The organism is Robbsia betulipollinis (assembly GCF_026624755.1).
GTDB classification, from domain to species: Bacteria; Pseudomonadota; Gammaproteobacteria; order Burkholderiales; family Burkholderiaceae; genus Robbsia; species Robbsia betulipollinis.
The window spans coordinates 84,033-104,213 of the sequence record NZ_JAPMXC010000010.1 but is presented as its reverse complement, the minus strand read 5'-3'; the positions used below and the strand labels follow the sequence as shown (position 1 = coordinate 104,213).

Below are 20,181 nucleotides of genomic sequence, written 5' to 3'. Positions count from 1 at the left end.
GCTCGTCAGATCCCGGGACAGCGCGGCCTTCTCGGTGGCATGCTCGTCGGTGCCGTCGTGCGTGGCGTCGTCGCCGGCGGGGGCGTTGTGTTCGGTCATATGCGGTTCTCCGTGCTGGGCAGGGGCCCGTTTCACTTCTTCTTTTTCTGGAACATCAGGATGGCGGTATCCCAGAGACGCCCGACGATGCCGGCCTGCGGCACCGCCGTGAGCGCCACGACCGGGAACTGGGTCAACTCCTGAGCGTCGGACATGACCTTGACCACGCCGAGCGGCTGACCGTCGGCGATCGGCGCGATGATCGGATCGTTGCGCACCAGCACCGGCTTGATCTTGTCGCCCATGCCCTTGGGCACGGTGATGTACTGCTCGTGCTTGACGCCGATCTTCACCGAATCCGCCTGCCCCTTGTAGACGCGCGGCGTATCGATGACCTGGTTGGCGGCATACAGACGCACACCGTCATAGGCCGTATAGCCGTAGTTGAGCATCTTCAGGCTGTCCTGCACCCGCAGCGATTCCTTCGGCTCGCCCATGATCACGCTGACCAGCCGGCGCTGTCCGCCGTTCGCCAGCGGCCGGTTGGCCGAGGCGATCAGGCAGTAGCCGGCGGCCTTGGTGTGGCCGGTCTTCATGCCGTCGACGGTCGGGTCGAGCCACAGCAGGCGGTTGCGGTTCGGCTGGCGGATCTTGTTGTACGTGAATTCCCGTTCCGAGAAGATCGAATAGTAGTCGGGGAAATCGCGGATCAGGTGCGTCGCCAGTATGGCCAGGTCGCCCGCGGTGGTGTAGTGGCCCGCGTCCGGCATGCCGTTGACATCGGCGAAGTGGCTGTGCGTCATGCCCAGCGCCGCCGCCTGCTTGTTCATCAGCACGACGAAGCCGGCCTCGCTGCCGCCCACCAGTTCGGCCAGCGCGATCGCCGCGTCGTTGCCCGACTGCGTGATCATGCCGTGCACCAGGTCGTGCACCGACACCGGCTTGTTGGCTTCGATGAACATCCGCGATTCGTCGGTGCCGACCCGTCGGACCGATTCGCTCGGCTCGATGATCTGCTCCATCGAGATCTTCTTGTCGCGCAACGCGGCGAACACGAGATACGTGGTCAGCAGCTTGGTCAGCGACGCCGGTTCGACGCGCTCCTCGGCATTGCTGGATGCCAGCGTCTGGTTGCTGGTCGCGTCGACCAACACCCACGCGTGCGCCTGCACGGCCGGCGGCGCGACCTGTGCCAGGGCACTCGCGGAAACAACGGGCAGACTGACGGCGAGCGCCGCGACGATGACGGTACGGGAAACGGGAACGGGAACGGGAAGACGCATAGATGAAGTGATGAAGGCTAGGCTAGAGGTTGGATGGACGGCGGGGTGCCGCCATTATACGCGCCAGGATTCGGTGATCATGCGCTTCAGGACATGCAGCTTGCGATGGAAGAAATGATCGGCGCCGGGCAACACGTGCACCGGCAGTTCCTGTGGCCGCGCCCATGTGAACACATCCGCGAGCGGGATGGTTTCGTCCTGTTCGCCATGGATGACAAGGGTATCCTCCGGCACGGTGGGAATCTCCCACCGCCCGGCGGGGGTACCGACCAGCGCCAGGCGAGCGGCCGCGTCGCCCTGATCGCGCAGCGTGGCGGCGACGCGGCTGGTGACGAAGGCGCCGAACGAGAACCCCGCCAGCACGAAGACCGGCCGGGCGGCGGCGGGCGCTGCCGGGTCCGCGCGTCCGCGCACGTGATCGATCAGCGCCAGCAGGTCGTCCTGCTCGCCCTCGCCCTTGTCATGCGCGCCCGTGCTCTGCCCGACGCCGCGAAAATTCAGCCGCGCGGTGACATAGCCCAGCTGCACGAAGGCGCGCGCCAGCGTCTGCGCCACCTTGTTGTCCATCGTGCCGCCGAACAGCGGATGCGGGTGCGCGACGAAGGCGTAACGTGGCGCGGCATCGGGGTCCACGCTTGCGCCGGCCGCACCGGCGGCTTCCGGCCGGTCATTCGCGACCCGGTCATTCGCGACCCGGTCGATCGCGACCCGGTCGATCGCGACCCGGTCATTCGCGACCCGGTCGATCGCGACCCGGTCATTCGCGACCCGATCGATCGCCACTTCCAGCTTGCCGGCGGGCCCGTCGATCAGATAGCGCTCGGTCTGCGCGTTCATCGCGCGTCCACCAGCAGACGTTCGACGATCTGACCGCCGACCAGATGCGAATCGACGATTTCATCGATATCGGATTCGTCGAGGTAGGTGTACCACGTGGCTTCGGGATAGACGACCAGCACCGGCCCCAGCTCGCAGCGGTCCAGGCAGCCGGCCTGGTTGATGCGCACCTGCCCTTCTCCGGCCAGGCCCAGTTTCTTGATGCGTTTCTTCGCGTATTCCTGCATCCCTTTCGCACCGCAATTGGCGCAACTGGGCCGCGTCGCGTCGGCGTCGCGCTGGTTGAGACAGAAAAAGACGTGGTGTTTGTAGAAAGAAGTCATGGCGGGGAGCGGGCAGAGGGAGATGAGACGATTATAGCGACGGCGGCCGCGACGGGGGCGCGCCTGCGGACCCATGCCCCCGCGCGCGGCGTCGTGCGCGCCGCGCCAGCAGCGCGTTCTCGGCGGAGCCGAGCAGCCAGGCGAGCGCGACATATGGCCAGACCGCGGCGAGCCACTGCGCCAGATCGTTCAGGTGCTCGTACTGCCCCGCGCGCCAACCCTGCTGGACGCCCGCCCAGTACGGATTGAGCGGCAGCAGATTGACCAGCAGCAAGGACAGCGCGAGCGTCCCGAACGCCAGCGCCGCACGCGCCGCATGGGGCAGTTGCAGCGTGCCGACCAGCAACAGCAGGCCGGCCACCAGCCCGGTGGCGGCCCCGCCGGTGAGCCAGTCGAGCAGGTCCGCGCCCCCGTGCCGGCCGCTGGACTGCAAGCCGTTGACGCCGGTCTTGAGGACCAGCGCGAACGCGAGCAGACCGAGCACGATGCGCACCCGCGGCGCGTTCGTGCGCATCGGCAGGGACACGAGCAGGCCGCCGCCGATGACGCCCAGCAGGGTGATGACCGACTCCCACACCATGGAGTCGGCCAGCCCGGCCAGCCGGCCGGGCAATTCGAGCAGACCGGGAACGCCGCCCAGCGCCGCCAGCGCGGGGTCCCGCAGCGACGGGTCCACCAACGCCCACAGACGGCTCGGCCAGTCGCCGATGCCGAACAGAAAGGGCTGCGGATACATCTGCGCGAAAGGCCAGAGCAGACCGAGCGCGATCGCCTTGCCGGCGTGCCGTTCGAACCATTCGAAGCGCAGCCGCTGCAGCGCGCCGCGGTCCAGCAAGGCACTGGTGAACGGCACGGCGAGCACCGCGCCGATCAGCGCGCCGAGGGTGTTCGAGGCCAGATCGAGATTCGACGCGACGCGGGTGGGCAGATAGGTCTGGATCGCCTCCATCGTCCCGGAGAGCAGCGCACCGGTCAGCACCGCGAGCGCCACCGCGCGGTACGAGCGCAGCACCGGATACACCGCCAGCACCGCCAACGCCCCCAGCGGCAGGTAGCCGAGGATATTGGTCCAGATATCGAACAGCGTCAGCCAGCGCGGCACTGGCGCGAACAGATAGGCAAAGGGGCCGACGCCGATATCGGTCCAGCCCGAGAGCGGGTACAGACTGCCATAGACCACCAGACCGACCCACCATGCGAGCCCCTGGCGCGCGAGCGGCGAGGCGCGACGGCGCCAGGGCTTGTCGACGTCAGCGTGCGGCATCGCTATTGGCCCCGCTGCGCCGCGGCGGGCGCCAAGGGCGCCAAGGGCGTCGAGGGCGTCGAGGGCGACGGTGGCATCGGTGGCGACGGCGCACGCCAGGCGCCAAGCCAGGCGCCGATGTCGCGCGCGACCGCGTCGGCCGCGGCGGCGATCGCGGCCGCCCCGCCAGCGGCGTCGGCAGTGGCACTGGGCGCGGTGGCGCCGAAGTCGCGTTGCGCGAGCACCTGCCCGTCGCGCAGCAGCGAGGCGCGCACGGCCACCACGCCCCGCCCCGCGCCCGGCGCGTCGAAGCGCTGCGAGAAATCCAGCAGGGCCACCTTCAACATGGGCGCGCCGCGTTCGGGGTCGCCGCCGTCGAGTATCCGAGCCTGTCGGGACAGCACGTTGCGCAGCCGATCGGTCAGCAGTTGGGCGGGCGTGGCGCTCCAGCGGCTGCCGGCGTAGCGGCGGGCCTGCCGGGGATCGGCATAGACCAGCCGGTAGATCATCTGGTCGCTGTCCAGCGCCGACGGCGCGGTGACCGCGACGATCTTCAATGGCGGCAGGGGGTCGGCGCCCGCGGACGGGGCCGCCGGGCGGGCGAACGGGCCCGCGGAACCGGCGCGCCGATCCGGCGGCGTATCCGGCGGCGTATCCGGTACCGGCGCGACGTCCACCGGGCCGAGATCGTACTGCGCCAGGCGGTCCGTCGCCGGCGGTTTCGGCGTGGCGCACCCCGCCAGCAGCAAGGCGAGCACGAGGGCGGACGGGGCAAGACGGGACGACATCATTTCGATTCTCGTTCGGTGCCGGCGGCGGGCCAGGCGAAGCCCGGCTCTCCCGGGCCGGGGGCGGCGGCCGGTGCGCCGAACAGCAGGCTGCGGGGATGGTCGCCCACGGTATCGGCCACGCGCGCGATGCTGCGCGACGCGGTACGCACGTCATCGGCGAGCGCGTCGACGCGCGGCAAGGTTTCATAGGCGACGCGCGCGGACATGTCGTCGAGCGTGGCGCTGGCATGTTCGGCAACCCGCCCGATCCGGTTCAGGTTGCCGATCAGCGGACCGTCGGGGCGGTTCAGGTTGGCCACCAGCCGGTTCGTGGAAGCGAGCGTCTGGTCGAGCTGCGCGAGCGTGCGCGGCAGCCGGTCGACCGCCGGGCCGGCACGCCGCGCGAGCTGACCGATGCCGTCCGCCGCGTGCTGGATGCTGGCCGCGGTCGCGAGGTACTGGCGGCGGGCGTCGGCGTCGGTGAGTTTGCCGAGACTTGCCGTCAGCGCTTCCATCTGGCCGAGCAGCGCTTCGCCGCGATGCTGCAATTGCTCGAACACGCCGGCGTGCATCGGAATCACCGCGACCTGCCGGGCCGATGTCGCGAGCGGACGCCGGTCGTCGTCGCCGGGCCGCGCATGTCCCCCGCGCTCGTCGAGTTGCAGAAAGGCCATGCCGGTCACGCCCTGCAGGCCGAGGCTGGCCTCGGTCGCGTGCGTGATCGGCGTCGCCTGGTCCACCAGGATGCGGATCACGATGTCGCCCGGCCGCGCCGGGTCGAAGGCGATCCGCTGCACGCGGCCGACGGGCATCCCGCGGTAGCGCACCGCGGCGTTCGCCGCCAGGCCCGTGACCGCGCCCGTGGTCACCACGTCGTAGGGCACGCGCACGGTGGTATCGCGGCGGAACCAGAAAATCGTCGCGACGATGACGAGGCTGAGCACGATCGTGAACAGTCCGGCGGCGAACGCGTGCGATTTGTTTTCCATCGATGCGTCTCCTGTTACGTGTGACGTGTCGTGTCGCGTGGCAGCGGCAGCGCGGCCAGCGCGCGCCGGCCGCGCTCCCCGAGAAAATAGTCGCGGATGAAGGGATGGTCGATCGCGACCACGTCCTGCAGCGGCGCCGCGGCCAGCACCCGCCGGTCCGCCAGCACGGCGACGCGGGTCGACAGCGACACCATCGTGTCGAGATCGTGCGTCACCATCACCACGGTCAGGCCGAGCGCGCGATGCAGCATCGCGACCAGCTCGACGAACTCCTCCGACGCCACCGGGTCGAGCCCCGCCGTGGGTTCGTCGAGAAACAGCAGTTCCGGCTCGAGCGCCAGCGCGCGGGCGATGCCGACGCGCTTGACCATGCCGCCCGAGAGCGCTGCCGGCAGCTTGAACGCGTGCCGGAACGAGAGCCCGACCATTTCCAGCTTGAGGCGCACGATGTCGTGCAGCAGGTCGTCCGGCACCCGGCCGAATTCGCGCAGCGGCTGCGCGACATTGTCGAACACCGTCAGCGCGGAGAACAGCGCGCCGCGCTGGAACAGCATGCCGGAGCGATGGCGCAGGGCACGGCTCGCGTCGTTCGTCGCCGCCGGGTCCGCGCCGAAGACGCGCACCGTGCCGGCCGTGGGCCGCTCCAGGCCGAGCATCTGGCGCACCAACGTGGTCTTGCCGGCGCCCGAGCCGCCCACCAGCGCGACGATCTCGCCGCGCCGCACATCCAGGTTCAGATGCTCGTGCACCACTGCCTTGCCATAGACCTTGTACAGGTCGCGCACCGTGATGACCGGCTCGCCGATCGGCGGTTTTGGCGTGGCGCGCGTCACCGCGTCGAGGGTCAGCGTCATCGCAGGCCGACGCTCTGGAAGGCGATGGCGAACAGCGCGTCGGCCAGGATCACCACCGTGATCGACGTCACCACCGAGGCGGTCGTGCCTTCGCCAAGGCTTTGCGAGTTGGCCTTGATGCGCAGGCCGAAATGGCAGGCGGTCAGCGCGATCAGCATGCCGAACACGGCGCCCTTGCCGAAGCCGATCCACAGATTCGACGCCGGCACCGCGCCGCGCAGGTTCTGCAGGAAAAAGGCGATATCCAGCCCGAGGCTGAACTTCGCCGCGACCATGCCGCCGAACAGGGCGACGATATCGGTCCACACGATCAGCAGCGGCATGGCGATCGCCAGCGCGACCACGCGCGGCAGGATCAGACGCAGGCCGTGCGGGATACCCATCACGCGCATCGCGTCGAGTTCCTCGGTGAGCCGCATCACGCCGAGCTGCGCGGTGATCGCGGATCCCGAACGGCCGGCGACGAGGATCGCGGCGAGCACCGGGCCGAGTTCGCGGACGATCGCGAGGCCCAGGATGTTGACGATGTACACGCTCGCGCCGAAAGCCGCGAGTTGCTGCGAGGACAGATAGCCCAGCACGATGCCGATCAGGAAACCGACCAGCGCGGTGATGCCCAGCGCGCGCGCGCCGGCGGCATACAGGTTCGCCGAGATCTCGCGCCAGGGAATCCGCCCGGGATGCGCGGCAAGCAGCGCCAGATCGAGCACGAAGGCGCCGAACAGGGCGATGCCATCGCGCAGGTGGGCGGCAAAACCGAACAGCGCCAGGCCGAGCCGCGTGACCGGATCGGGCCGGGCGATCACGTCCGGCGCATCGTGCGGCTGCGCGTCGAGCACCGCGATGCGCTCGAAGATGCCGCGCTGCGGCGCGCTCAGGGTGACCCGCTCGGGCAATGCGCGTCCCCAGGTCCGCCACAGGGCCTGCGCGCCGGCGTGATCGAGCCGCTCGACGGCGCTCAGGTCCCAGGTGGCGGGTTGCGCGGCCCGCACGCGCCGCAGCAGCGCCGCCGCGCGCGTGCGGTCGGACGCCAGCGCGAGCGCCGTCCAATGGCCCGACAACCGCGCGACGTGATCCGCACGATCCGCGCCGCCTGCGTCGATCGTCAGTAAAGGAGGCGCATTGGGTTTCACGGACAACCATTCTCCAGGCGGGGGGACGGGCGAAAAAGCCGCCTTGCCGACATTGTAGCGACTGCGGACAACGCAGTCGCCCGGGACCGGTCCACCACGACCTACGCGTGCGCCTGTTGCACGCCCCGTCGTACGACGCCCGTTGCACGACGCCTGTTGCACAACGCCTGTTGCACGACGCCTGTTGCACGACGCCTCGTTACAATATGCGGATGAACCCGATGCCGCCCTCCTCGTCCCCGTCCTTACCGCCCGCGCCGCCCGAGACCGCGCGAACCGCCGACGCCTGCGCAGGCTGGCGGGTCGAGCGCGTCGACGCCACCGGCTCCACCAATGCCGACCTGCTCGCCGCGTTCGCCGATGCGGCCGCGCCGATCCGGCCGCGCCTGCAGGCCTTGCCCGCGCCGCTGAGCTGGCAGGAGGCCTGCACGCATTTCCCGCCCGTGGCGCGGCGCGCGCGGCGGCAGTCGGCGGGTCGCGGACGCCTCGGCCGCCCATGGGTCTCGACGCCCGGCAACAGCCTGCTGTTTTCGCTGGGCATCGTCATGCCGCGGCCGCTGAGCGCGCTGTCGGGACTGAGTCTCGCGGTGGGCGTCGCCGTGCTCGACGGGTTGCGGCGCCTGCCGCTCACGCAGCCGGGGCGGCTCGGTCTGAAATGGCCGAACGATATCCTCCTCGACGACGCCAAGCTCGGCGGCATTCTGATCGAAAGCGCCGCGAGCGCGCCCCATGCGACGGCGCTGGTGATCGGCATCGGGCTCAATCTGCGGGGCGACATCGTGCTCGCCACGCCGCCGGCGGATGCTCCCGGCACCGCCCCCGCGCTGCGTCCGGCGGTACTGGCCTCGGTCCTGCCCGCGGACGAGACATGGATAGGGAATCTCGACGCGCCGACGGGCGTACCGTCATCCGATACGCCGGAGGCACCGGGCGCCATGGACGCGCTGCCCCACGACGCATCCGACGCCCTGCCCGAGGCGGCGCTCGCCGGCATCCTGGCCGCGCTCGACGTGGCGCTAGCGCGCTTCGCGGCGGAGGGCCTGGGCCCGTTCCGCGACCGCTGGTGGGCCGACCACCGCTTCGCCGCACGCGCGGTGTCGATCCTCGACCACGGCCGCGAGCAGCTGCGCGGCACGGCGGTCGGCATCGACGCCGCCGGGCGTCTGCTGATCGCGCCGGACGCCGCCGGCGACGCGCCGCGCGGCCCGTTGCAGGCCGTCACCGCCGGCGACGTCTCGCTGCGGCTGGCGCCGGACGCCACGGTGCCGTCCGCCACGCCCTCGTCCGACACGGACGCCCGCGCATGACCGCCGACACCCTCGCATCGCCCTGTCCGCTGCTGTTGATCGACGCCGGCAACAGCCGGGTGAAGTGGGCCCTGCGCGACGCCGCGGGCGGCACGACCCGGGGCGGTTCCTTCGACCGCCTCCCGGGCGATACCGCCGAAGCGAATCTGCTCGCCGAATGGGCGCGACTGCCGCGGCCCGGCGCGATCTGGATCTCGAACGTCGCCGGCGCCGCGTCCGCTGCCCGGCTCGCGGCGCTGCTCGAACGCCAGTGGCCCGGGGTGCCGCGCACGACCATCGCCGCGCGGCCCGCGCAATGCGGGCTGGTGAACGACTACGTCGAACCCGCGAAACTGGGCAGCGACCGCTGGGCCGGCATGATCGGCGCCCATGCGCTGTACCCCGGCGAGGCCTTGCTGATCGCCACGCTCGGCACCGCGACCACGATCGACGCCATCGACGCGCACGGCCACTTCGTCGGCGGACTGATTGCTCCCGGCTGGACCCTGATGATGCGCTCGCTCGGCGAGCACACTGCGCAATTGCCGTCGCTGAATCGCGATGATGCGCGGCGTCTGCTCGACGCGCCTGCCGTGCCGCCCGGCGTGTCGGCCAACGCATCCACCGGCGCATCGGCCGGCACATCGCGCGTCACGGACGGGGCCGCCGTCATGCCGCGTGCGGCCGGCACCGATGCGGCCGGTGCCGTCGACACGCCGCTGTTCGCGCGGACCACGGCCACCGCATTGCTGGAGGGCTGCCGTCTGGCCCAGGTGGGTCTGATCGAATCGGCCTGGCGGGCCGCCCATGCCCGTTCGGGCGGCCCGGTGCGCTGCATCGTCAGCGGCGGCGCGGCGCCCGAAGTCGTCCAGGCGCTGACCATTCCGTTCACCCGCCATGACCATCTGGTGCTCGCGGGCCTGGCCCTGATCGCCGCCGACGCTACCGCACCGATAGCGTAGCCGCCCGCGCGCCGACACGGCGCCCGGGCAGGGGTTTGCGTCCGGGGAAATCGCGCCGGTCGAGGCGCGAGGAGAATTCAGCCTGCGATGCCCGACGCCACGCCGCGTACCTTCTTGAGCAGCGCGGTGGTCGAGCGCTCATGCTCGAACGGAATCGCCAACGCCCGCCCGCCCCAACCGCGCACCAGCGCCGATTCCGGCAAGGCGTCCATATCGTAGTCGCCGCCCTTGACGAGAATGTCCGGGCGCAGCGCGCGGATCAGCGCCACCGGCGTGGATTCATCGAAGCGTACGACGGCGTCCACGTCGGCGAGTGCCGCGAGCAAGGCCATGCGGTCCTCCTCGCGATTGATCGGACGATCGTCGCCCTTTCCCAGCGTGCGCACCGAGGCGTCGCTGTTGACGCCGACGATCAGAAAGGCGCCCAGGGCCCGCGCGCTCGCCAGATAGGTCACGTGGCCGCGATGCAGAATGTCGAAGACGCCGTTCGTGAAGACCACCGGATCCGGCATCTCCGCGCGCCGCGCCGCGAGCATGTCGAGCGTGACGATCTTGCGTTCGAAGCCGGGAGGAGCGGGGTGCGCCATCGCGTCGGTTCTCCGCTCAGGCGGGCTGCACGCCGTCTTCGACGTCGAGGCTGGCCGCCTGCAGGCGCTGGACCGCGAGCTTGCGGTAGCGGTTGAGCTCCTGCACCGTCGCGAACGGCTGCTCGAAGAGAACCGACAGGTTGTGCAGGATCCGCTCGACCACCTTTTGCTCCCAGGTCGTGTCGAAACGGATCTGGTCGTCGAGCCAGTGTTCGAGCCACTCCGGATCCGGAAGACGGGACTGCACCGTATCGTTCGGGAACATCTCGCGATTGACGTGCAGATTGGTGGGGTGCAGCGGCTTCTCGGTGCGGCGTGCCGATGCCATCAGCACGCCGATCTTCGCGAACGCGGCGCGCGCGACGTCGCCGGTCTGCGTCATCGCCCGCTTCATGTAGCGCAGGTAGGCGCCGCCGTGGCGGGCCTCGTCGCGGGAGATCGTATTGTAGATCTGCTTGATCACCGGTTCCGTATGCCAGTCCGCCGCGCAGCGATACCAGTGGTTCAGGCGAATCTCGCCGCAGAAGTGCAGCATCAGCGTCTCGAGCGGCGGCGCCGGATCGAACGGGAAGCGCACGGCGTGCAGTTCCGCCTCGGTCGGCACGAACTCGGGCTTGAACCGGCGCAGGTATTCCATCAGAACCAGAGAATGCTTCTGCTCTTCGAAGAACCAGACGCTGATGAACGCCGAGAAGTCGCTGTCGTGACGGTTGTCGCGCAGGAACATTTCGGTCGCCGGCAGGGCGGCCCATTCGGTGATCGCGTTCATCTTCACCGTCATGGCCTGCTCGTCGGACAGCAATGCCGGATCGAACGTGTCCCAGGGGATGTCCTTGTCCATGTCCCAGCGAACCGACTCGAGCGACTTGTACAACTCGGGATAAAGCATACCGTTCATTTTTTCTCTAACCTCTTCGGAACTTGCCTGAGTGTCATCTTATAGACACCTGTCGGCGGCCGCCTTGTCCTGGCACAGGAAATCCAGTGCGGCTTCATTCTGCGCCAGGATCATGCCCTGTGCATGCGCGAGGCATCATAACATGGCGTTTTTTGGCAACGAAAAAGCCATTCTCCGGTCATGTTCCCATGCAAGCATTGAAAGAATCAAGCAAATACGCGCGAAGCGTCGTGCGCGCGGCGGCATTTCTGCGCGCGTCGCGGGTGGCATGTCTGGCGATCTGTGGCGTGATCGGCATGGCGGGACCGGCGCACGCCTACGACCCGCTGGATTTCGTGCCCGAACAGGTCCCCGCGGCGCGGCTCAGCGGCGCGGCGACGATGCACCGCTATGGGCAGGCAGTCTACGCGGTCAAGCTGTTCATCGATCCCGGGTCGTTTTCGCCCGAGGACCTGACGCGCGAATCGTTCGCGCTGGATTTCGAGTACGTGAAGCCCTGCACGGGCCAGGGCGTCGCCGACAGCGTCCGCACGCAGATGGCCGACATGGGCATCGCGGCCACGCCGCAGATCCAGGCATGGTACGAGCGCCTGCGGACGCTGTTGCCCGACCTGCGGGCGGCCGACCATTTGACGGCCGTCTTTCAACCGCAACACGGCACCCGCTTCTATCGCAACGGCGAGCCCTTCGGCGCCGTTCCCGGCCAGGCGTTCGCACGGGCTTATTTCGGGATCTGGCTGAACCCCGCCAGCACCGTGCCGGGCCTGCGCGCGCAGCTGATGCAAGGGTCACACTGAATCGTCGGCCGGGACGATGCTGTGTTCGATCACGCCGCACACCGACTCACCCGTGGCGTCGAGACTGTCGACCCGGATCCGGTCGCCGGTTTCCAGTCCGCGCGGCGAGACCGGCGCCGCGTCCGCGGCGGCACGGGCTTCGGTCCCGGCTTCAAAGCCGGCGACGCCGCGCAAGGTGGCGCTGACGACGATGGTGCCGGCGGCGACGCCCTGGGTGCGGGCGATCGCCGCGGCGAGCTGCGCGAAATCCGCCGCCCGGTCGGCCTCGGCCTCGACGCCACGCGGTTCGACGCGCCGCCCATTGAGCTGGACGTCGACACGCGCCGTCAATCGCACGCCCTGCCAGGCGGCGCCGAATTCGTCGGGCGTCACCGCGACCGGCGAGAACGCGCAGCGGTCGTACTGCCGCAACGGTTCGCCGCCGTCCCGGCCAGGGCCGGCCGGCGCGGCGAAGATATCGGCGAGCATCAGCAGATGGAGGCGGTCGGCCGCACGCGCCGGCGCGCTGCCGGGAGGCAGATCGCCCAGGATGGCCGCCAGGCCGACGTCGCACGTCAGCCCCGCATCCGCCTCGTCGACCAGGACATCGTCGCACGCGCCCAGCAGCGCGTCGCCGCGCCGCGCGGCCAGCATCATGGGCGCCGCACCGGTGCGTGCGGGGTCGACGCCTGCCGTGGCGTACGCCGCATGCGCGATCATCCGGTACGCGCGCGGCAAGGGTGCCATGCAGTCCTTGGGTTCGAAGCCGAACGCGCGCCGCGCGCGACCGGTATTCAGCGCCTCGTACAAGGCGCGCAGTTGCGGCGCGTGGAATGCCCAGTCCTCGATGACGCGTTGCAGCGTGGGCGCGATCGCGTCGGCGATCACGGCGGTGTGCAGGTCGCGCGAGACGACGACGAGTTGGCCGTCGCGCGTTCCGTCCTTCAGCGTGGCAAGCTTCATCTTCGGGCAAAAAGGGAGGTGTCGGGGCGGGCTATTCTACGCCAGCGCGATGCCTGCGCCCGCGCGAACGACGTCGGTCACGCGCCGCGGCGCGGAGGCAATCGGCGACAATGGCGGGAGGCGGACGCCGCGCGCCGCGCGCACGTTCGCCGGCGCCGCGCGGGATCGTGGGCCGCTTGTGTGGCACAGTCACACGACGCGGCGTACGGCTTCCCCGACGACCCGCGGCCCCATTCGCAAACCTGTCAAAGTGCATAACGTCCTCTAACGCCTTGCCGTCGCTCCTGCCACCCCTCTCTTCTCGCCGCGTCGCCCGCCGGCGGCCGCTACGCCGCTGGGTCGCGGTCGTCCTCGTCGTGCTGCTGGGCCACCTGGCGGCGGGCGCCTGGCTGATGCTGCGCCGCACGCACGCCGCGCCGCCGGCGGCACCCACCCTGGTCGAGATCGCCCTGCTGAAACCCACGCGGATCGCGGCAGGCGACGGCGGCACGCCCGCCGATACGCCCGCCGATACGCCCGCCGATACGCCCGCCGATACGCACGGCGCCGCGCATGCGCCGGCGGATCACGCCCGGCAGACACGGGGCGTCCTCCAGGGGCTGAGCCGCATGACGCCATCGGGCACCGCGCCCCGCGTCACCGAGCCCGCGGCATCCCGAAAAGCCGCCGGCGTCGAGGCACCCGCCACGCATCACACCCGCCAGACCGACGCGGCACTTCCCGACGTCAGCGGTGCCAGCGGTGCCAGCGCCAGTGCCAGCGGTGCCAGCGCCAGTGCCAGCGGTGCCGGTGCCAGCGGTGCCAGCGAGGCAGACGCCACGACCCGCGCCAGCGAAACGGCGCCACAGGCGCCGGCCGCCGATCCTGCCAGTGCGTCGGCCGCCGCGGCAGCGTCTTCCACGTCGTCTGTCGCATCGGCGCCCGTCGCAGCGGCATCCAGCGCCACGGCGCCCGGTGCCGCGCCGGCCAGCGGGACCGTCGCGGCGCCGCTCCTCCCCGGCGGGACGAACGCCGCCGGCCAGCCAGTGGGCGGCGGCACGCCGTCCCGCGCATCCGTCGGCAACCCCGCAACGGGACCGGCCCACGGCACGCGTTTCGCGCTGCTGCCCTCCAGCGATCTGCGCTACGACACTTTCTTCAACGGCGCGCAAAACCAGAGCGGCACCATCCACTGGCGTACCGACGGCCGCCAGTACGAACTGGTGATCTCGCTGCCGCTGCCGTTCGTCGGCACCTATCGCTATACGAGCGTCGGACACATCGATGCCTTCGGGTTGGCGCCGGACGTCTATACCGAAACCCGTGGGCACCGGGGCAGCGACGTCTCGCGGTTCGACCGCACACTGCCCACGCCGCACGTCGCGTTCACCCGCACGCCAAACAGCGTGGCCCTGCCGGACGGCGCGCAGGACCGGTTCAGCATGATCTTCCAGCTCGCCAGCCTGGTGCGGGGCGAGCCGCGGCGCTATCAACCCGGGGTCACGCGCGAGTTCTTCGTCTTCGACGACGACAGCGGCGAGACCTGGCCGATCCAGACCATCGGTGCGGATCCGGTCGCGCTGGCCGACGGCACGATCGATGCCGTGCGCTTCACCCGCCTGCCGCGCCATGCGGGGGATCGCCGGCGCATCGATGTCTGGCTCGCGCCCTCGCTTGGCTGGCTGCCGGTGCGCATCATGCAGACGGAACCGAACGGGACGCAGATAGAGTTGGTCTATCACGGCGGCGCGCGGATCGGGGCGGCGCGCGCATCCCCTCCTGCGGGTACGCGCGACGCTTCCGACGGCACGCCCGCCGCCATGCCCCCGGGCGCCACCGGCCCGCGTCCCGACCGGCCATGACGTCAGCCGGGATGCCCGGGAGCCAGGATACGCAACCGCTCCCCCGGAGGAAGTCATGCAGGCAAAAATCCACGGCGTCGACACACGCTATCTGCTTTCCAGCGAAGGCACCGGCGGCTGGTTGACCTTCATTCATCCGCTGGGCGGGGACCTGTCGATCTGGGACCAACTGGCGACGGCCTTCAGCGAGCACTTTCGGGTACTGCGCTACGACCTGCGCGGCCATGGGCCGGCCGGCGACGGCTTCGCGCGCTTTTCCCAGATCCAGGCGCCCACCCTGGTGGTCACCGGGGAGACGTACGCGGAAACGTCCGCCGCAGCGGCGGCGGCGCCAGTCCCGCCATCGCCATCGCCATCGCCATCGCCATCGCCATCGCCATCGCCATCGCCATCGCCATCGCCATCGCCGGCCAGAGCATGTCCCACGCCGATACCGGCCGTATCGCCGGAGATTCCCGCCGGACCGCATCTGCGGCTGCCCGGCGCGCATCTCGCGACGATCGAGCATCCGGGACGCTTCGCCGCCGCGCTGCTGGACTTCCTGAACGCGGCGGAGCCGGCGTCGCCACCGGTCTGAAGGAATCACGGCCCGGAAAACCACCGCACGGGGCTTGGGGTGGGCACGGTGCTTGCCACAGGACTTGCAATCGCTCGGACGGACCCCATTTGGGATCATCGGCCAATGACCGGCTGCCGCTTTCGTGACGCCCTTCGTTTCATCCACCGCTGCGTCCGTTGTTGCGTGATTGCCAATCCCGTAACCGCAGGCACAATTGGCCGCTTTACCGGCCCGGTTTTTTACGCCAATCTAGGAACGTGGGCAATGAGGCGTGGACGATGAGAGTGGACGGCGAGCGGCAGGCGTGCGGCAACAAGCGGTAAAGATGGCAGGAACCACTGGAGCATCGCGATGCAAATGATCTACAACAGCCCCAACTACTGCGTGGTCGAGTTTCCGGCCGAACGCGGCCATCAATTGATGAATGCCGGCGGCTATGAAATCGTCGACAAGAACCTGCAGCGTGAACTTTTCATCGAAGGCGAGCTGGCGAACCGCTTCAGGGAGCATGTGCAGAAGCTGATCGAACAGGAACCCACGACCGACGAAGTCGACGAATTCCTCGGCCAGTTCGACGACCTCATGAACCATCCCGTCATTCTGCACTGACCCATCCCCCCGGCGCATTCCGGCCGGCCGCACGGCCCTGCGTCTCGCACCCCGCTTCGCCCATCCCGCTTCGCCGGCCCCGCTTCGCCAACCCTGCTTGACGCCCCCACTTCACCGTCCTGTTCCCCCCTCGCTTCGGGCTTGGCCGGCACACCGGCGGTCGTCCGCCCGCGCTCCTTCCGCCAGCGCCACACCCGCGGCAAGGGTGGCCGGATTCGCCGCAGCTGCCACGCGCGCTGTCACGGCGGGCCGATCAGGCTAGAATCTGTTCTTTCCCGCGCTCCCGCGTCACGCCGCCGCCCTCCATGACCCTTGCCCACGCCGCTTCGTCGCCGTCCCCGACCGCTACGCCGTCCACCGCGCAGCCGCCCGTGCGCGCCTACACCCGGGGCACGCAGTTGCCGGCGCTGCTGGCGCGCCGCATCCTGATCCTCGACGGCGCGATGGGCACGATGATCCAGCGCTACAAACTCGACGAAGCGCGGTACCGCGGCGAGCGCTTCGCGTCGATCGCGCAGGACGTCAAGGGCAACAACGAGTTGCTGTCGCTCACGCAACCGCAGATCATCCGCGAGATTCACGATCAGTATCTCCAGGCCGGCGCGGACATCATCGAGACCAATACCTTCGGGGCGACCCGCGTCGCGCAGGCCGATTACCGGATGGAAGACCTCGCCATCGAGATGAACCGCGAATCGGCGCGCATCGCCCGCGCCGCATGCGACGCGGCCGGCACCGCCGACAAGCCGCGCTTCGTCGCCGGCGCCATCGGCCCGACACCGAAGACCGCGAGCATCTCGCCGGACGTCAACGACCCGGGCGCGCGCAACGTCACCTTCGACGAATTGCGGCAGACCTATTACGAACAGGCCAAGGCCCTGATGGACGGCGGCGCCGACCTGTTCCTGGTGGAAACGATCTTCGACACGCTGAACGCGAAAGCGGCGCTGTTCGCGCTCGACCAGTTGTTCGAGGACAGCGGCGAGCGCCTGCCGATCATGATTTCCGGCACCGTGACCGATGCGTCCGGGCGCATCCTGTCCGGGCAGACCGTCGAGGCGTTCTGGAATTCGCTGCGGCATGCGAAGCCGCTGACCTTCGGCCTGAACTGCGCGCTGGGCGCCGCGCTGATGCGCCCCTATATCGCCGAACTCGCGAAACTGTGCGATTGCGGCGTGTCCTGCTATCCGAACGCCGGCCTGCCGAACCCGATGAGCGACACCGGCTTCGACGAGACGCCCGACGTGACCTCGCGCCTGTTGCACGAATTCGCGACCGCCGGCCTGATGAATGTGGCGGGCGGCTGCTGCGGCACCACGCCCGAGCATATCGCGGAAATCGCGAAGGCCATCCAGGCGGTCAAGCCGCGCCCCTGGCCGACCCAGTACCGCGACGCCGCCTGATCGGCCGACACGCCGGCCGCCCACGCCTCCCCCGCGTCGGTGCGCCAGCCCGCAGCGCCCTGCCCGCCCGTAGACAGAGAAAAAAGCATGACCGAAGCCCACCAGCCCGACCACCCGATGCGCCTCGCGGGGCTCGAACCCTTCAATGTCGGCGCCGGCGCGCTGTTCATCAACGTCGGCGAGCGCACCAACGTCACCGGCTCGAAGGCCTTCGCCCGGCTGATCCTCAACGAGCAGTTCGACGAAGCGATCGCGGTCGCCCGCCAGCAGGTCGAGAACGGCGCGCAGGTCATCGATATCAATATGGACGAGGCCATGCTCGATTCGAAGGCGGCGATGGTCCGTTTTCTGAATCTGATCGCCTCGGAGCCCGACATCGCCCGCGTGCCGATCATGATCGACTCGTCGAAATGGGACGTCATCGAAGCGGGACTGCAATGCGTGCAGGGCAAACCGATCGTCAATTCCATCTCGCTGAAGGAAGGCGACGCCGCCTTCGTCCACCACGCGCGCCTGGTGCGCCGCTACGGCGCCGCCGCGGTGGTGATGGCGTTCGACGAACAGGGCCAGGCCGACACCTTTGCGCGCAAGACCGAAATCTGCAGGCGCAGCTACGACGTGCTGGTCAACGAAGTGGGCTTCCTGCCGGAAGACATCATCTTCGACCCGAACATCTTCGCGATCGCGACCGGCATCGAGGAGCACAACAACTACGCGGTCGACTTCATCAACGCGACGCGCTGGATCAAGGAAAACCTGCCGTACGCGAAGGTGAGCGGCGGCGTGTCGAACGTCTCGTTCTCGTTTCGCGGCAACGACGCGGTGCGCGAAGCCATCCACACGGTGTTCCTGTACCACGCGATCGCGGCCGGCATGGACATGGGCATCGTCAACGCCGGGCAACTCGGCGTCTACGCGAACCTGGATCCGGAACTGCGCGAGCGCGTGGAGGACGTCGTCCTGAACCGACGCGAGGACGGGACCGAACGCCTGCTGGAGATCGCCGACCGCTTCAAGGGCGGCGGCGGCGCGAGAAAGGAAGAAAACCTGGAATGGCGCGCGCAGCCGGTCGCGCAGCGGCTCGCGCACGCGCTGGTGCAGGGCATCACCACCTTCATCGTCGAGGACACCGAGGAATCGCGCGCGCAGATCGCCGCGGCCGGCGGCCGGCCGATACAGGTCATCGAGGGGCCCTTGATGGACGGCATGAACGTCGTCGGCGACCTCTTCGGCGCGGGCAAGATGTTTCTGCCGCAGGTGGTGAAGTCCGCGCGCGTGATGAAGCAGGCCGTCGCGCACCTGATCCCCTTCATCGAAGAGGAAAAGGCGCGGATGGCCGCCGCCGGCGCCGACGTGCGCGCGAAGGGCAAGATCGTGATCGCCACGGTCAAGGGCGACGTGCACGACATCGGCAAGAACATCGTGTCGGTGGTGCTGCAGTGCAATAACTTCGAAGTGGTCAATATGGGCGTGATGGTGTCGTGCGCCGATATCCTGAAAAAGGCCCGCGAGGAGAACGCCGACATCATCGGGCTGTCCGGGCTGATCACGCCAAGCCTGGAGGAGATGGCGTATGTGGCCTCGGAAATGCAGCGCGACGACTATTTCCGCGAGCGGCAGGTGCCGTTGCTGATCGGCGGCGCGACCACCTCGCGCGTGCACACCGCGGTGAAGATCGCGCCGCATTACGACGGCCCGGTGGTGTACGTGCCGGATGCGTCGCGTTCGGTGTCGGTGGCCTCGAGCCTGCTGTCCGACGATGGCGTCGCCACCTATCTGGCGGGCATCCGCACCGATTACGAACGCATCCGCCAGCAGCACGCAAACAAGAAGGCGCAGCCGATGGTCACGCTGCAACAGGCGCGCGACAACCGGCACGTGGTGGACTGGCAGGCCTACACGCCGCCCGCGCCGCGCTTCATCGGGCGGCGCGTGTTCAAGAATTACGACCTCGCGCAACTGGCCGAATACATCGACTGGGGCCCGTTCTTTCAGACCTGGGATCTGGCCGGCCCCTACCCCGCGATCCTCGACGACGCGGTGGTGGGCGACGCCGCGCGGCGCGTGATGGCCGACGGCAGGAAGATGCTCACGCAGATCGTCCAGGGCCGCTGGCTGAGCGCGAACGGCGTGATCGCGCTATTGCCGGCGAACACGGTGAACGGCGACGACATCGAGATCTATACCGACGAGAGCCGGCAGCAGGTCGCGCTGACCTGGCGCAATCTGCGCCAGCAAAGCGAGCGTCCGGTCGTCGACGGCGTGCGTCGGCCCAACCGCTCGCTGGCGGATTTCGTCGCGCCGAAGGAATCGGGCGTGGCCGACTACATCGGCCTGTTCGCGGTGACGGCGGGGTTGGGCGTGGACGTCAGGGAAAAACGCTTCGAGGACGCGCACGACGACTACAGCGCGATCATGCTCAAGGCGCTTGCCGACCGCTTCGCCGAAGCCTTCGCGGAGCACCTGCACCAGCGAGTGCGGCGTGAACTATGGGGTTATGCGGCCGACGAACAGCTGCCGAACGAGGCGCTGATCCAGGAGGCCTACCGGGGTATCCGGCCGGCGCCGGGCTATCCGGCCTGCCCGGACCATCTCGTCAAGCGCGACATGTTCACGACGCTGCGCTGCGAGGAGATCGGCATGAGCGTGACGGAATCGCTGGCGATGCTGCCGGCGGCGAGCGTTTCGGGATTTTATCTGTCGCATCCGGACAGCACCTACTTTTCAGTCGGCAAGATCGCGGAGGATCAGGTGGCCGACTTCGGTGCGCGCATGGGCATCGGCGAAGCCGACGCGCGGCGTGCCCTGGCGCCGCTGCTGTAAGGG

General features: G+C 69.3%; 18 protein-coding genes and 1 pseudogene. 8 read left to right on the top strand and 11 right to left on the bottom strand.

Annotated elements, in window-relative coordinates:
* Window positions 1-131 precede the first annotated feature (131 nt).
* From OVY01_RS18220 to OVY01_RS18185, 8 genes are read right to left on the bottom strand one after another with little or no spacing between them, the layout of a single operon-like run.
* Entirely contained in the window at window positions 132-1,322 is a 1,191-nt protein-coding gene (locus OVY01_RS18220) for a D-alanyl-D-alanine carboxypeptidase family protein (RefSeq protein WP_267848989.1), read from the bottom strand.
* A 54-nt stretch (window positions 1,323-1,376) separates the two neighbouring features.
* Window positions 1,377-2,159 carry an alpha/beta hydrolase gene (locus OVY01_RS18215; RefSeq protein WP_267848988.1) on the bottom strand — a complete coding sequence of 261 codons (783 nt, stop codon included), beginning with the start codon at window positions 2,157-2,159 and terminating at the stop codon, window positions 1,377-1,379.
* A complete protein-coding gene (locus OVY01_RS18210) occupies window positions 2,156-2,482 on the bottom strand; it encodes a (2Fe-2S) ferredoxin domain-containing protein (protein ID WP_267848987.1) in 327 nt (108 codons plus the stop codon). The genes OVY01_RS18215 and OVY01_RS18210 overlap by 4 nt, the downstream gene beginning before the upstream one ends.
* 31 nt (window positions 2,483-2,513) lie before the next feature.
* Entirely contained in the window at window positions 2,514-3,746 is a 1,233-nt protein-coding gene (locus tag OVY01_RS18205; protein ID WP_267848986.1) for a VanZ family protein, read from the bottom strand.
* 2 nt (window positions 3,747-3,748) lie between these two features.
* A complete protein-coding gene (locus tag OVY01_RS18200) occupies window positions 3,749-4,516 on the bottom strand; it encodes an ABC-type transport auxiliary lipoprotein family protein (RefSeq protein ID WP_267848984.1) in 768 nt (255 codons plus the stop codon).
* Window positions 4,513-5,484, bottom strand: a complete 972-nt coding sequence (locus tag OVY01_RS18195) for an MlaD family protein (protein ID WP_267848983.1) — start codon at window positions 5,482-5,484, stop codon at window positions 4,513-4,515. Before OVY01_RS18195 ends, OVY01_RS18200 begins: the two co-directional genes overlap by 4 nt.
* A 14-nt stretch (window positions 5,485-5,498) precedes the next feature.
* Entirely contained in the window at window positions 5,499-6,338 is an 840-nt protein-coding gene (locus tag OVY01_RS18190) for an ABC transporter ATP-binding protein (protein ID WP_349293536.1), read from the bottom strand.
* Window positions 6,335-7,471, bottom strand: a complete 1,137-nt coding sequence (locus OVY01_RS18185; protein WP_267849520.1) for an MlaE family ABC transporter permease — start codon at window positions 7,469-7,471, stop codon at window positions 6,335-6,337. Before OVY01_RS18185 ends, OVY01_RS18190 begins: the two co-directional genes overlap by 4 nt.
* A gap of 212 nt (window positions 7,472-7,683) precedes the next feature.
* Here OVY01_RS18185 and OVY01_RS18180 point away from each other — a divergent pair, with 212 nt between their 5' ends.
* Window positions 7,684-8,778, top strand: coding sequence for a biotin--[acetyl-CoA-carboxylase] ligase (locus tag OVY01_RS18180; RefSeq protein ID WP_267848982.1), 1,095 nt, complete (start codon window positions 7,684-7,686; stop codon window positions 8,776-8,778).
* Entirely contained in the window at window positions 8,775-9,719 is a 945-nt protein-coding gene (locus tag OVY01_RS18175; RefSeq protein WP_267848981.1) for a type III pantothenate kinase, read from the top strand. Before OVY01_RS18180 ends, OVY01_RS18175 begins: the two co-directional genes overlap by 4 nt.
* A gap of 77 nt (window positions 9,720-9,796) precedes the next feature.
* On the opposite strand, the gene rfaE2 is transcribed toward OVY01_RS18175, so the two are convergent.
* The gene (gene rfaE2 / locus OVY01_RS18170) at window positions 9,797-10,306 is read right to left on the bottom strand and encodes a D-glycero-beta-D-manno-heptose 1-phosphate adenylyltransferase (RefSeq protein WP_267848980.1); all 510 of its coding nucleotides are present in this window, start codon (window positions 10,304-10,306) and stop codon (window positions 9,797-9,799) included.
* 16 nt (window positions 10,307-10,322) lie between these two features.
* Window positions 10,323-11,204, bottom strand: coding sequence for a ferritin family protein (locus tag OVY01_RS18165; protein ID WP_267848979.1), 882 nt, complete (start codon window positions 11,202-11,204; stop codon window positions 10,323-10,325).
* Between the two features lie 188 nt (window positions 11,205-11,392).
* On the opposite strand from OVY01_RS18165, the gene OVY01_RS18160 reads away from it, so the two are divergent.
* Window positions 11,393-12,001 carry a chalcone isomerase family protein gene (locus OVY01_RS18160; RefSeq protein ID WP_267848978.1) on the top strand — a complete coding sequence of 203 codons (609 nt, stop codon included), beginning with the start codon at window positions 11,393-11,395 and terminating at the stop codon, window positions 11,999-12,001.
* Here OVY01_RS18160 and OVY01_RS18155 read toward each other — a convergent pair.
* On the bottom strand, window positions 11,993-12,943 hold the full coding sequence (locus OVY01_RS18155; protein ID WP_267848977.1) for a fumarylacetoacetate hydrolase family protein: 951 nt from the start codon (window positions 12,941-12,943) through the stop codon (window positions 11,993-11,995). The genes OVY01_RS18160 and OVY01_RS18155 overlap by 9 nt on opposite strands.
* A gap of 272 nt (window positions 12,944-13,215) precedes the next feature.
* Between OVY01_RS18155 and OVY01_RS18150 the strand changes: the two genes are divergently transcribed.
* The 5 genes and pseudogenes from OVY01_RS18150 to metH all read left to right on the top strand — a co-directional run bounded on the left by OVY01_RS18150 (window position 13,216) and on the right by metH (window position 20,178).
* Window positions 13,216-14,784, top strand: a complete 1,569-nt coding sequence (locus OVY01_RS18150) for a DUF3108 domain-containing protein (protein WP_267848975.1) — start codon at window positions 13,216-13,218, stop codon at window positions 14,782-14,784.
* 55 nt (window positions 14,785-14,839) lie between these two features.
* A pseudogene (locus OVY01_RS18145) lies at window positions 14,840-15,013 on the top strand (3-oxoadipate enol-lactonase); the annotation flags it as partial.
* Window positions 15,014-15,694: 681 nt separating this feature from the next.
* Window positions 15,695-15,952 carry a BTH_I0359 family protein gene (locus OVY01_RS18140; RefSeq protein WP_267848974.1) on the top strand — a complete coding sequence of 86 codons (258 nt, stop codon included), beginning with the start codon at window positions 15,695-15,697 and terminating at the stop codon, window positions 15,950-15,952.
* Between the two features lie 305 nt (window positions 15,953-16,257).
* Window positions 16,258-17,355 carry a homocysteine S-methyltransferase family protein gene (locus OVY01_RS18135; protein ID WP_267848973.1) on the top strand — a complete coding sequence of 366 codons (1,098 nt, stop codon included), beginning with the start codon at window positions 16,258-16,260 and terminating at the stop codon, window positions 17,353-17,355.
* 87 nt (window positions 17,356-17,442) lie between these two features.
* Window positions 17,443-20,178 (top strand): methionine synthase, encoded by a 2,736-nt coding sequence (metH, locus tag OVY01_RS18130; protein ID WP_267848972.1) that lies wholly within the window; start codon window positions 17,443-17,445, stop codon window positions 20,176-20,178.
* Window positions 20,179-20,181 lie beyond the last annotated feature (3 nt).